The sequence below is a fragment of the Chromohalobacter sarecensis genome (assembly GCF_023061135.1).
Classification (GTDB): domain Bacteria; phylum Pseudomonadota; class Gammaproteobacteria; order Pseudomonadales; family Halomonadaceae; genus Chromohalobacter; species Chromohalobacter sarecensis.
Genome location: NZ_JAKGAN010000005.1, coordinates 57,491 through 69,976 on the forward strand (window position 1 = coordinate 57,491; position 12,486 = coordinate 69,976).

The window sequence follows — 12,486 nt, forward strand, 5'->3', positions numbered from 1 at the left end:
GCTCATCCCGTGAGTGCCGTACGCGGTCACTGCGAGAAAATACGTTGCTAGCAGGCTACTAAATGGGGATGCGTCACCGTGAATCAAGTCGTGGCGCTCGCCATTCGTTACAATGAGGGCAAAATCGATGTATGGAGCTGTCATGTCTTTGCAAAACGACCGTCTACTGCGTGCCCTGGCACGCCAGCCGGTAGACCGCACGCCGGTGTGGATGATGCGCCAGGCGGGCCGTTATCTCCCCGAGTATCGCGAAACGCGCGGCCAGGCTGGTAGCTTCATGGACCTGTGTCGCAACGCCGAGCTGGCGTGTGAGGTGACCATGCAGCCGCTGGAGCGCTACTCGCTGGATGCGGCGATCCTGTTTTCCGATATCCTCACGATCCCGGATGCCATGGACCTGGGGCTTTACTTCGAAACGGGCGAAGGCCCCAAGTTTCGCAAGACGGTGCGCAGCGCCGAAGATGTCGCCGCGCTGCGCGTGCCCGATGCCGAGCGTGATCTCGACTACGTGATGAACGCGGTGCGCACCATTCGCCATGAGCTGGCGGGCAGCGTGCCGCTGATCGGCTTCACGGGCAGCCCTTGGACGCTGGCCACCTATATGATCGAAGGTGGCTCGAGCAAGGATTTCCGCCATGCCAAGGCGTTGATGTATGGCGATCCGGCGGCGATGCATGCGCTGCTCGATAAGCTGGCGCGGTCGGTGACGGACTATCTCAACGCGCAGATTCGCGCCGGTGCCCAGGTCGTGCAGATCTTCGACACCTGGGGCGGGGTGCTGTCGACGCCGGCGTATCGCGAATTCTCGCTGGCCTATATGGAACGTATCGTCGAGGGGCTGATCCGCGAGCACGATGGACGCCACGTCCCGGTGATTCTGTTCACCAAGCAGGGCGGTCAGTGGCTGGAAACCATCGCCGATAGCGGCGCCGATGCCGTGGGTCTGGACTGGACCACTGAGCTGAGCGATGCGCGGGCCCGAGTGGGTGATCGTGTGGCACTGCAGGGCAATCTCGACCCCAATGTGCTGTTCGCCTCGCCCCAGGCGATTCGCGATGAAGTGGCGCGGATCCTGGCCAGCTACGGTAGTGGGCCTGGCCATATCTTCAACTTGGGCCATGGCGTTAGCCAATTTACTGATCCCGATCATGTCACCGCGTTCATCGAGGCGCTGCATGAGTTCAGTCCGCGTTATCATGGCTGAACGCGCCATGCTGCTGGTGCTCGACGCCGAGTGCCCGTTGTGTCGGCGCGCGGCGCATTTCGTGCTGCACCACGCACGAGCGCCAGTGTACCTGGCGAGCCTGCATGACACGCTGGCACAGCGCTTGGGCGAGCATTTTGGCGCCGACCCGAGCCAGCTCGATAGCGTTTGGTTGGTGCGCGGGGGCGAACTGCATCGTGACAGCTCGGCGTTGTGGCGTCTGGCCCAAGGGTTGCAGTGGCCCTGGCGCGGCTTGGCAGCGTTACGCTGGTTGCCGCGTGGGTGGCGCGATGGTGTCTACCATCTCGTCGGGCGCTGGCGCCATCGGCTGGCATCGGCGACCGATTGGTCGCCACAAGCGCATGCGAGCTGGATATCGCACCTGGACGAAGCGACCTGTCGGCGGCTGGACCTGCCCTTCGCCTTGGTGAACGACGACGCGGACACTCCCGTCCATTAGGTCCCCCACCACATGACGACCCGCCACAAGGAGTGTGAGCCATGTCTGTTTCTCTTCGTCCTCTGCGTTGGTTGTGTCTGGCGCTGGCCGGCGTCAGCGTTGCCGTGATCGTCTGGGGGAGCCTGACGCCCGGCGCGGAGATGCCCCAGGATCTGCCCTGGGACAAGTTCAACCACTTCATCGCCTATGGAGGGCTTGCAGCCCTCATGCGGCTGGGCGGTCTGCGTGCGCTGACGGCGCTGGGCCTGGCCATCGGCTGCGGCATTCTCATCGAGGGCCTGCAGGTGGGCGTGCCGGGCCGTAGCGGCGCCGATTGGGCCGATGCGCTGGCCAATACGCTGGGGGCACTCACTGCGGTGGGGGCCTGCCATTGGCTGTTGCCCAGGCGCTTTCTTGTCGCGCGCGGATAGGCTATGTTGCGCGACTTTTCATGAATGCGATTCCGGCCTCTCGAAGGGGCTTTGACGATAGCGATTACGAGGGTTCCCATGACCGAGCGTCTCGACCAAGGCTGGTTCACGGAAGTATTCGACAGCCACGGCAGTGCCTTTTCACTCATGATCAAGGATAAGCTGCACGAGGTACAAAGCCCTTACCAGCATCTAGAAGTCTACGCTACCGAGACCTACGGCAATCTGATGGTGCTCGATGGCTGCGTGATGCTCAGCACACGCGACAACTTCCTCTACCACGAGATGATTGCGCATCCGGCGCTGTTCGCCCATGCCTCGCCCAAGCGCGTGGTGATCATCGGCGGCGGTGACTGCGGCACGCTGCGCGAGGTGCTCAAACATCCCGGTGTCGAAGAGGTCGTGCAGATCGACATCGACGAAGAGGTCACCCGAGCTTCGCAGCGCTACTTTCCCGAGCTGACGGCCTCCAATGACGACTCGCGGGCCACGCTCAAGTTCGAGGATGGCGTCAAATGGGTCGAAAATGCGCCGGCGGGCAGCGTCGATGTCATGATCATCGACTCCACCGACCCCGTGGGCCCGGCGGAAGGGCTGTTCGAGGCCGACTTCCTGGCGCGTTGTCACCGTCTGCTGGCCGACGGCGGTGTACTGGTACAACAGAGCGAGTCGCCGCTTTATCACACTGGCTCGATCATTCGTGAGCTGCGCGCCGACATGCAGCGTGCCGGCTTCGAGAGTGTCGCCACGCTGCCGTTTCCGCAGCCCGTTTACCCCTCGGGCTGGTGGAGTGTCACGCTGGCCGGCAAGAATAACGACGTGACGCGCTTTCGCGAGACCGATGCTGCCACCGTGGAATTCCCGCTGGAGTACTACAGTGTCGAGACCCATCGTGGTGCATTGGCGCTGCCGCCGTTCATGCGTCGTGCACTATCGACGTGATATCCAACGTGTAAATGACGTTAAAGGTACGTGACTTAGGTATATTGGCTGGGATGGCAAGCTCTTTGCTAATGTTGTACGTGGCTCGCGAATAAGCCATCACAATAACGCAAGGAGCTTTTTGCATGCTATACAAGAACAAGTTCATGATTGCCGTTCCTGCCGCCTTGCTGCTGGGTGGGCTGGCGACATCCTCCCAAGCGGCGACGCTCGATGATGTCAAGGAACGTGGCTCCCTCAACTGTGGGGTGAACGTCGGGTTGGCGGGATTCTCGTCACCGGATTCCGACGGCAATTGGCAAGGGCTCGATGTAGAAACCTGCCGTGGGATTGCCGCCGCCATCTTTGGCGATCCCGAGAAAGTCGAATTTACCCCTTTGACCGCGAAAGAACGCTTTACTGCACTTCAGTCGGGCGAGATCGACGTCCTTTCGCGCAATACGACCTGGACGGCGACTCGCGATAATTCCTTGGGTTTGAACTTCACCGTCACTACTTTCTATGACGGCCAAGGGTTCATGGTAGATAAGGACCTGGGCATTGAAAGCCTGGAGGATCTTGACGGTGCTTCCATCTGCATTCAGTCCGGCACCACCCACGAACTGAACCTGGCCGATTACTTCCCCTCGCGTGATATCGACATCAATACCGTCACCTTCGACACACCCGATCAGACCGCCCAAGGATTTGCTCACGGGCGTTGCGACGTACTGACCTCCGACACCTCCCAGTTGAGTGCACTGCGTCTGCAGCTTCCCGAGCCGGATAGTGTCGAGATTCTCGAGACGCTGATTTCCAAGGAGCCGCTGGGCCCGGTGGTCCGCCAGGGCGACGATCAGTGGCTGGATATCGTGCAGTGGAGCATCTTCGCCATGATCAATGCCGAAGAGATGGGCGTTAACAGCGACAATGTCGACGAGATGCGCGATAACCCGCCCAATCCGGGCGTGGCACGCTTGCTGGGCGACGACGGGAACTACGGCGAGCAGTTGGGGCTCTCCGATGACTGGGCCTACAACATCATCAAGGGCGTCGGCAACTATGGTGAAGTCTTCACGGCCACCGTGGGCGAAGACTCGCCTCTCGGTATCAAACGTGGCCTGAATGCCCTATGGAACGAAGGGGGCATTCTCTACGCGCCGCCGATCCGCTGATACGGTTCGTTAAGTACTCGGTTGCAGCACCCCGCATGTTCTGCGGGGTGTCTTCTTGTGCCAGCGTATTAGAGGATCGACATGTCGCGTTCTCCTTCCGGCGATCGGGTTGCGTTGTGGCGTAATCCGACGTTTCGTGCCTATGTACTACAAGGTGTGTTATTAGCGGCGTTAGCGGCGTTAATTGGCTTTATCGTCGTCAATACGATGGCCAACCTCGAAGCACGAGGAATCTCCACGGGGTTCGGTTTTCTCGATGAGCGTGCGGGCTTCTCCATTCCACAGACGTTGATTGAGTACTCTGGCGACAGTACCTATGGGCGTACCTTTGTCGTCGGCCTGCTCAATACCTTGCTGGTCTCGGCGTTGGGGGTCGTCGTCGCGACGATCATCGGCTTCGCGGTGGGGATTGCGAGGTTGTCGCCGAATTGGTTATTGGCCCGCCTCGCGGGTGCCTATGTGGAAATCTTCCGTAACATCCCCCTGCTGGTTCAGATTTTATTCTGGTATTTCGCGGTGCTGCAGGCATTACCCAGCCCTCGCCAGAGCCTCAGTTTTCTAGAAATAATATTTATCAATGTGCGCGGCCTGGTCATTCCCGACCCGCAGCCACTCAGCGGTTTCGCAGCGACGCCCTGGGCCTTGCTCGTGGGCATCGTTGCAGCGATTGCACTGGGTATTTATGCGAAGCGTCGCCAGGTCCGCACCGGCAAGGCGTTGCCGATCTATTGGCTGGGCGCGGGCTTGATCATCGGCATACCGCTAGTGGTGTTCCTGCTCACGGGGTCGCCGCTCGAGTGGTCTATCCCTGAACTGACGGGATTCAACTTCAGCGGTGGCGTGAGGGTGCTGCCTGAGCTGGTGGCTTTGTGGTTGGCGCTGTCTATCTATACGGCTGCCTTCATTGCCGAGATCGTGCGTTCGGGCATCCAGTCGGTTCCCCAAGGCCAGGTCGAGGCGGCCAATGCCCTGAGCCTGCCGGGTAGCATTACGCTGCGCAAGGTGGTGATCCCTCAGGCAATGCGCGTCATCGTGCCGCAATTGACGAGCCAGTATCTGAATCTCATCAAGAACTCCTCGTTGGCCACAGCGATCGGTTATCCCGACTTGGTGGCCGTCTTCTCGGGTACGACCCTCAATCAGACCGGGCAGGCCATCGAGATCGTGGCCATGACCATGGCCGTGTATCTGACGATCAGTCTGGTGGTATCGGCGCTGATGAATGTTTATAACGCGCGTACGTTGCTCAAGGAGCGTTGAGATGGCCGGTGAATCCATGCGTGATGAGATGATTGAAGCGCGGCGTCCACCGAATGCGCATCGGGGCGTCTTGAAGTGGCTACAGCGCAACTTGTTCAACGGTCCGATCAATAGCGTGGTCTCGGTCGTTACCCTTGGCGTGTTGGTCTGGGCATTGTGGCCGTTCGTGCAATGGGCCTTGATCCAGGCCGACTGGCTCGGCGATTCGCGTCAGGCGTGCAGTGGTGAAGGCGCCTGCTGGGTGTTCATCAGTGCCCGGTTCGAGTCGATCATCTATGGCTTTTATCCCGAGGCGGCGCGTTGGCGGGTGGATATCGTCTTCGCGTTGATGGCGGGGTTGCTTGCCTGGTTGGCGATTCCCAAGGTGCCGGGCAAGCGTTGGGCCGCGATTATCGCGGTGATCGGCTTTCCGATAGCGGCGTATGTACTGCTCTTGGGTGGCCATTTCGGCTTGATGCATGTCTCGACCCGCAACTGGGGCGGGCTGATGCTGACCCTGACCGTGGCCACGATCGGCATCGTCGGTTCGTTGCCGATCGGGATCGTGCTGGCCTTGGGGCGGCGTTCGAAAATGCCGCTGGTCAGGGCGGTGAGCGTCGTCTTCATCGAGTTCTGGCGCGGCGTCCCCTTGATTACCGTGCTGTTCATGGCCTCGGTGATGCTACCGCTGTTCGTGCCCACCGAGGTCGAGTTCGACAAGCTCCTGCGTGCGCTGGTGGGCATCATGTTGTTCTGGAGCGCCTACATGGCGGAAGTCGTCAGGGGCGGGCTTCAGGCGATCCCCGGCGGGCAGGAAGAAGCCGGCAAGGCGCTCGGCCTCAACTACTGGCAGCGCATGGGGCTGATCGTGCTGCCGCAGGCCTTGAAGCTGGTCATCCCGGGGATCGTCAACACCTTCATTGCCCTGTTCAAGGACACCTCGCTGGTCTTGATCATCGGATTGTTCGATCTGCTGGCGATCATCCGCGCGGGCCTGACCGACAGTGATTGGCTGGGCTTTGCCACCGAGGGGTACGTGTTTGCCGCGCTGGTGTTCTGGGTGTTCTGTTTCAGCATGTCGCGTTATAGCCAGTACATCGAGAAGCGTCTGCAGACCGGCCACACGAACTGAACCACTACAAGTGGACTACTACGACTGACCCAATAACGATAACGTCGAGGAACTGCATCATGAGCCAAGCGACTGCTACCTCTCACGGCGATACGCCGATGATCGAGATGAAGGGTCTCAACAAGTGGTACGGCGATTTTCATGTGCTGCGCGATATCGACCTGACGGTAAAGCGCGGCGAGCGCATCGTTGTGTGCGGCCCCTCCGGGTCGGGCAAGTCGACCCTGATCCGCTGCATCAACCATCTTGAAAGCCACCAACAAGGCGAGATCGTGGTCAACGGCGTGGCCATGACCCAAGACGTCAAGCGCATCGAACAGATTCGCCGCAACGTGGGCATGGTGTTCCAGCACTTCAATTTGTTTCCGCACCTCAGCGTGCTGGAGAACTGCTGCCTGTCGCAGATATGGGTGCAGAAAAAGCCGCGTGCTGAGGTCGAAAAGACCGCGATGGAGTATCTGGAGCGTGTGCAGATCGCCGATCAGGCGTACAAGTATCCGGGGCAGTTATCGGGCGGGCAGCAGCAGCGCGTGGCGATCGCCCGGGCGCTGTGCATGCGCCCCGAGGTGATGCTGTTCGACGAGCCGACCTCGGCGCTCGACCCGGAAATGATCAAGGAAGTGCTTGATGTCATGGTCGAGCTGGCCCGCGAGGGCATGACCATGCTCTGCGTTACGCACGAGATGGGCTTCGCCAAGACCGTGGCCGACCGCGTCATCTTCATGGATCAGGGGCAGATCATTGAAGAAGCGCCGCCGGAGACGTTCTTCAATAATCCGCGCTCCGAGCGCACCAAGCTGTTTCTCAGCCAGATTCTCGGCCACTAGCGGGGGCGGCGCCCATCAGAGCTAGAGGCTGGGTTCCTGACGTTGGGAGGGAGTGACCGGCTGGCGTTTCGCGGTGGCCGGCTGGCGGGGCTGCGTCACGCGCGCCTGGCCCACCACGCCTTCATCGGGGTCGAGCGGCTTTGCCGTGCTGATCCAAGCCTGTTCTGGGTCGTGCATGGCCGGGCGCCGGTCGATAGCACGGGTCATTACGTCGCCCGGGGCAAAGCCCTCGCGCCGTGCCAGCATATGGTGCGGCGCCATCCACAGCTCGGCGAACAGGCGCACCAACGCCATGGCGAGCAGCAGCGCGCCCCCACCGAGCGCCAGCATCGGCCAGCTTGCCTGCCACGGGAGCCCGCTTGCCGCCGGTGAATGGCGCCATAGCCAGGCACCGCCGATCAACAGCAGACCGATTTGCAGCATACAATGAGAAAAAATCAACGTTCGTCGCGGTAGTGGGCGACGCATCAAGATAAAGTCGCGCATGTCGCTCTCCCTGGCAGATAGCGCTTGTAGCCGGTGATTCCTGTCCAGCGCCGCGATATTAGCAGGTTTGCGTCAGGCGTGAACCTGTCGGTATCACGCCACATGGGTGTCGCGGTGCGCCGTCGCCTGCCGCGAGATTGACAGAAATACGCTGGGTTTCGATGCTTGAAGGGTCGCCGTTCGTGCGACGAGGCGGCCGGATCAACGGCGCAGGAAGCGCCGTCGCCCTGAGATGCCGGTCATCCCCCGATCAAGGAGTCAGACATGAACAAACGTTATATCGTGACTGCCAATGCTTCGCGTGCGCGTATCTTCGCGCATCAAGCCGGCGTGGTTCGTGAAGTCGAGACGTTGATTCATCCCGAGGGCCGTTTGCATACCGGCGATCTGCGTACGGGTGGAAAAGGAGAGTCCGACGATGCGGCGTCGCATTCGCCGCGTCAGTCCGGCAATGACGATGCCACGATGGAAAAGCATGCCGCGTTCTTCGCCAAGGAAGTCGCCGACTATCTCCGCCAGGCGCGCACCCAGGGGAAAGCCGATGAGTTCATCATCGCCGCTGCGCCGCACTTCTTGGGCCTGATTCGTCAGAAGCTCGACAAGCCGACCCAGGCTTGCGTCATCCATACCTTGGATAAGGACCTATCGAGTGCCGACGAGGAAGAGCTAGCCGAGAAGTTTCGACCGCCCCTCAATTGATGTGAAAGTTTGAATCAACATGAATAAGCATCTCGCTTAAAGTTTTTCCCATGAGTGCCGTTAATCAAAGGAGGTATCCCCCAACGATAGGCACTCATTCATGTTTACATCGCTCCAAACCCGGATCATGGTGGCCTGCGTCGCTATGATTCTGGTCGCCTTGGCCGCAATGGGCGGCGTCAATTACTGGCTGGTGAGCCAGCATCAGCGCGCTATCAATACCGATATGCTCGATGGCGTGGCACGTGGCCATGTCGAGTCCATCGAAAATTGGGCCGTGAGCAAGAAGCGCCTGATCGAAGCGCTGCCACCGGCGCTCGACAATGACGATTTCGTTCCGGCCTTGCAGCAGACCGCCGTGGCCGGCGACTTCAGCCAGGTATACGTCGGCTTGCCGGACAAGCGCCTGATTACCAACGACAACTGGCAACCACCGGAAGATTACGACCCTACCCAACGCCCCTGGTACCAGTCGGCCGTCGAGGCCGGTAAGAGCATTGCCAGCCCGCCCTATCTGGACATGGTCACCGATAGTCTCGTGGTGTCTTTCGCCACGCCGATCATCGAGGATGGCGACACTCGAGCCGTGATCGGCGCCGATGTCAGCCTGGCCGATGTCACCGACAACGTGACCTCGATCCGTCCGACTCAAAGCAGCTTCGCATTCCTCGTCAATCAGGACAGCGATATTGTCGCCTATCGTGACACCAATCTGGCCTTGGAACCTTCTACGGCGCTTGACGATAGCCTGACGCCGGAATGGCTGGACACGCTGGCGCGCGAAGGAACCCCCAAAGAAGCTATTATCGATGGCCGAGATGTCCTCTTATATGCTGTGGAGGTGCCGGAAACCGACTGGCGCCTGGTCATCGCGCTGGACCTCACCGAAGCCAACGCTGGCGTGCAAGGCGTACTGCACTCCACGCTCATCGCAATGGTCTTGTCCGGTCTGATTGCTGCCTTGCTGCTGTGGGTGCTGTTGTCGCCGATCTTCCGCCGTCTGCGCCAGGCACGCGATGCCATGTTCGATATCGCTTCCGGTGAAGGCGATCTGACGCGCCGGCTCGAGATCGACGGTCGCGATGAGGTGGCGCAGATCGCCCAAGGGTTCAATGGCTTTGCCGATGCCGTCAACGAGGTCCTCCTCGAAGTACGTGCCAGCAGTACCTCGGTGAGCGAGGCCTCCAGCGAAATCGCCCATGGTAGCCAGGACCTCTCGCGGCGTACCGAGCAGGCCGCTTCCAGCTTGCAGGAAACCTCTACCGCCATGGAACAGATCGCCAGCACGGTGGAAAATACCGCAAACTCTGCCAGCCAGGCCGACCAGCTCTCCCGGGAGGCGACCACGGCGGCCAATCATGGTGGTGATATCGCGCGCAAGGCGGTCAACACCATGGAAGAGGTCAATGCCCAGACGACGCAGATTTCCGATATCGTGCGCTTGATCGACGAAATCGCCTTCCAGACCAACCTGCTGGCGCTCAATGCCTCGGTTGAGGCGGCGCGCGCCGGTGAGCAGGGTCGCGGTTTCGCGGTGGTCGCCAATGAAGTGCGTCAACTGGCGAGCCGCTCGGCCTCGGCAGCCGATGACATCAAGAAGCTGATCGATGCCTCGGTGACCCAGACCCGCGAGGGGACCGATATGGTGCGCCTGGCGGGTGACAGCATGCAGGAAATCGTCACCGCCGTGGCGCGGGTCTCCGATGTTCTCGCCGAGATCAACGCCGCCACGCAGGAACAAAGCCAAGGCGTGACTCAGGTCAACCAGGCCGTCAACGACCTGGATCAAATGACCCAGCACAACGCCTCGATGGTCGAGGAATCCACCGTCGCCGCCGAGCAGATGCGTGACCAGGCTGCGCGTCTAGCCGAGGTCGTGGGCCGCTTCAGTCTGCGCGAAGACGGACAAACGCAAACGCGCCCCGCGTTGACCAAGACCTAGTCGGGATTTCCCCGCGCCACCACGGCCCACCGGCATACGCCGGTGGGCCGTTTTGGTTGGCCGTTTCTACAACGGCGACCCTAGGGAACGGCCGGCAGGTCGATGTCGTCGCTGCGCTGGACGTCGGCAGTCATCTCGCGGCATAGACGCAGGAATTCGCGCATGGCGGTGGTCAGGTACTTGTGCCGGTGCCAGATGAAGGCGAACTGGCGTGTCAGGTCGAGCGCCGGCGTGGCGATGGGCACCAGGCTGCCGCGCCGAAAGGCATCGCGCAGGGCCAGGTGCGAGACGCAGCCGATGCCCAGTCCCGATTCCACTGCGCGCTTGATGGCTTCGGTGTGTTCCAGCTCGAGCAGCACATTGAGCCGTCCACGCCGGTGGCGCATCGCCTGATCCAGCGTACGGCGAGTTCCCGAGCCCTCCTCGCGCATGATCCAGTCCTCGCGCATCAGCGCTTCCAGATCCGCCTCACCGGCGCTGGCCAATGGGTGCCGTGGCGAGCAAAAGACAGTGAGTTCGTCCTCGACCCAGGGTTGCATGACGATGTCCTCGTGCTGGCAGTCCCCCTCGATCAGACCAAGATCCAGCTCGTGATGGGCGATGCGCTCGACGATGGAAGCCGTGTTGCGCACATGGAGGCGTACGCGACTGCCTGGGTGGTGACGCATGAAGTCGCTGATCAGCAGCGTCGCCAGATAGTTGCCGATAGTCAGCGTCGCACCGACATCCAGTGATCCGATGCCGCGCTGGCCTTTGAGCAGTTCTTCGATTTCCTCGCCGCGGTCGAGCAGCGCCACGGCCTTGGGCAGTAACTGAAAGCCCAGCGCATTGAGCTTGAGCCGCTTACCGATGCGGTCGAGCAATTGGCAGTCGAACTGCCGTTCCAGCTCCGCGAGGGCAGTGCTGGTGGCGGACTGCGACATCGCCAAGCGCTGCGCCGCGCGGGACACGCTTTCATGCTGCGCGATGGCGACGAAGACTTCGAGCTGGCGCAGGGTGTAGCGCATGACGATCTCCTGGCGATCTCATCGACCGTTCTATATCGGCTAGATAGATAACCGATATCCATACAATTCATTTAACAGATATATTGGTTCAGTCTTATAATTCGTGCAACTTCAATTTAAGCAAATAATGCTTTCCGGTTATAAGGTAAGGAGTGATTCGTGAGTAAACTGGCACTTGAAGAAGTTCTCAGCGTTCATCACTGGAACGATACCCTGTTCAGCTTCCGCACCACGCGCGAGCGTAGCCTGCGCTTCAAGAACGGCCAGTTCGTGATGATCGGTCTGGAAGCCGATGGCAAGCCGCTGCTGCGGGCCTACTCGGTGGCCAGCCCCAACTACGAGGATCACCTCGAGTTCTTCAGCATCAAGGTGCAGGATGGTCCGCTGACCTCTCGGCTGCAGCATCTCAAGGTCGGCGATCAGATCATGGTCAGCCGCAAGCCGACCGGCACGCTGGTCGTCGATGACCTGCTACCGGGCCGTAACTTGTACCTGCTATCCACCGGTACCGGCCTGGCGCCGTTCCTGAGTCTGATCCAAGACCCGGAAGTCTACGAGCGCTTCGAGAAGATCGTGCTGGTCCACGGCGTGCGTACGGTCAGCGAGCTGGCCTATGCCGACTTCATCACCCAGGAGCTACCGGCTCACGAGTATCTGGGCGAGGAGATCAGCGAGAAGTTGGTTTACTATCCCACCGTGACGCGTGAAGACTTCCACACCATGGGGCGCCTGACCGATCATATCCGTAGCGGCAAGCTCTTCGCCGATACCGGTTTGCCCGAACTCGACCCCAAGCAGGACCGCGCGATGATCTGCGGCAGCCCGGCGATGCTCGACGACACCAGCGCCATGCTCGACGAGCTGGGCTTCAACATTTCCCCGCGCATGGGCGAACCCGGCGACTACGTCATCGAACGGGCCTTCGTCGAGAAGTGATCGACGGCGACGTTACGACGTAACTCAAGAGGCCCCTGACATCGTCAG

13 protein-coding genes are annotated in these 12,486 nt (G+C 60.7%); 11 read left to right on the forward strand and 2 right to left on the reverse strand.

Annotated elements, in window-relative coordinates:
* Nucleotides 1-142 precede the first annotated feature (142 nt).
* The 8 genes from hemE to L1071_RS09400 all read left to right on the forward strand — a co-directional run bounded on the left by hemE (nucleotide 143) and on the right by L1071_RS09400 (nucleotide 7,368).
* A complete protein-coding gene (hemE, locus tag L1071_RS09365) occupies nucleotides 143-1,204 on the forward strand; it encodes a uroporphyrinogen decarboxylase (RefSeq protein ID WP_246973425.1) in 1,062 nt (353 codons plus the stop codon).
* Nucleotides 1,176-1,664 (forward strand): thiol-disulfide oxidoreductase DCC family protein, encoded by a 489-nt coding sequence (locus L1071_RS09370; protein WP_246973428.1) that lies wholly within the window; start codon nucleotides 1,176-1,178, stop codon nucleotides 1,662-1,664. Before hemE ends, L1071_RS09370 begins: the two co-directional genes overlap by 29 nt.
* A 41-nt stretch (nucleotides 1,665-1,705) precedes the next feature.
* Nucleotides 1,706-2,074, forward strand: coding sequence for a VanZ family protein (locus L1071_RS09375; RefSeq protein ID WP_246973432.1), 369 nt, complete (start codon nucleotides 1,706-1,708; stop codon nucleotides 2,072-2,074).
* Between the two features lie 78 nt (nucleotides 2,075-2,152).
* Nucleotides 2,153-3,016 carry a polyamine aminopropyltransferase gene (speE, locus tag L1071_RS09380; RefSeq protein ID WP_246973435.1) on the forward strand — a complete coding sequence of 288 codons (864 nt, stop codon included), beginning with the start codon at nucleotides 2,153-2,155 and terminating at the stop codon, nucleotides 3,014-3,016.
* 125 nt (nucleotides 3,017-3,141) lie between these two features.
* Nucleotides 3,142-4,170 (forward strand): amino acid ABC transporter substrate-binding protein, encoded by a 1,029-nt coding sequence (locus tag L1071_RS09385; protein WP_246973438.1) that lies wholly within the window; start codon nucleotides 3,142-3,144, stop codon nucleotides 4,168-4,170.
* Nucleotides 4,171-4,251: 81 nt separating this feature from the next.
* Entirely contained in the window at nucleotides 4,252-5,430 is a 1,179-nt protein-coding gene (locus L1071_RS09390) for an amino acid ABC transporter permease (protein ID WP_246973441.1), read from the forward strand.
* A 1-nt stretch (nucleotide 5,431) separates the two neighbouring features.
* Complete coding sequence (locus L1071_RS09395) at nucleotides 5,432-6,541, forward strand: amino acid ABC transporter permease (protein ID WP_246973444.1); 1,110 nt, start codon at nucleotides 5,432-5,434, stop codon at nucleotides 6,539-6,541.
* A 98-nt stretch (nucleotides 6,542-6,639) separates the two neighbouring features.
* Nucleotides 6,640-7,368 (forward strand): amino acid ABC transporter ATP-binding protein, encoded by a 729-nt coding sequence (locus L1071_RS09400; RefSeq protein ID WP_246974479.1) that lies wholly within the window; start codon nucleotides 6,640-6,642, stop codon nucleotides 7,366-7,368.
* Between the two features lie 21 nt (nucleotides 7,369-7,389).
* On the opposite strand, the gene L1071_RS09405 is transcribed toward L1071_RS09400, so the two are convergent.
* Complete coding sequence (locus L1071_RS09405; RefSeq protein WP_246973447.1) at nucleotides 7,390-7,854, reverse strand: hypothetical protein; 465 nt, start codon at nucleotides 7,852-7,854, stop codon at nucleotides 7,390-7,392.
* A 264-nt stretch (nucleotides 7,855-8,118) separates the two neighbouring features.
* Here L1071_RS09405 and L1071_RS09410 point away from each other — a divergent pair, with 264 nt between their 5' ends.
* Together L1071_RS09410 and L1071_RS09415 are read left to right on the forward strand one after the other, a co-directional pair.
* On the forward strand, nucleotides 8,119-8,553 hold the full coding sequence (locus L1071_RS09410) for a host attachment protein (RefSeq protein ID WP_246973450.1): 435 nt from the start codon (nucleotides 8,119-8,121) through the stop codon (nucleotides 8,551-8,553).
* A 100-nt stretch (nucleotides 8,554-8,653) separates the two neighbouring features.
* On the forward strand, nucleotides 8,654-10,495 hold the full coding sequence (locus tag L1071_RS09415; RefSeq protein ID WP_246973459.1) for a methyl-accepting chemotaxis protein: 1,842 nt from the start codon (nucleotides 8,654-8,656) through the stop codon (nucleotides 10,493-10,495).
* A gap of 80 nt (nucleotides 10,496-10,575) precedes the next feature.
* Here the strand turns inward: L1071_RS09415 and L1071_RS09420 are convergent, their stop codons facing one another.
* Entirely contained in the window at nucleotides 10,576-11,502 is a 927-nt protein-coding gene (locus L1071_RS09420; protein WP_246973462.1) for a LysR family transcriptional regulator, read from the reverse strand.
* A 159-nt stretch (nucleotides 11,503-11,661) separates the two neighbouring features.
* Here L1071_RS09420 and L1071_RS09425 point away from each other — a divergent pair, with 159 nt between their 5' ends.
* Nucleotides 11,662-12,438: a ferredoxin--NADP reductase gene (locus L1071_RS09425; protein ID WP_246973465.1), complete on the forward strand. Its 777-nt coding sequence runs from the start codon at nucleotides 11,662-11,664 to the stop codon at nucleotides 12,436-12,438.
* Nucleotides 12,439-12,486: the final 48 nt, after the last annotated feature.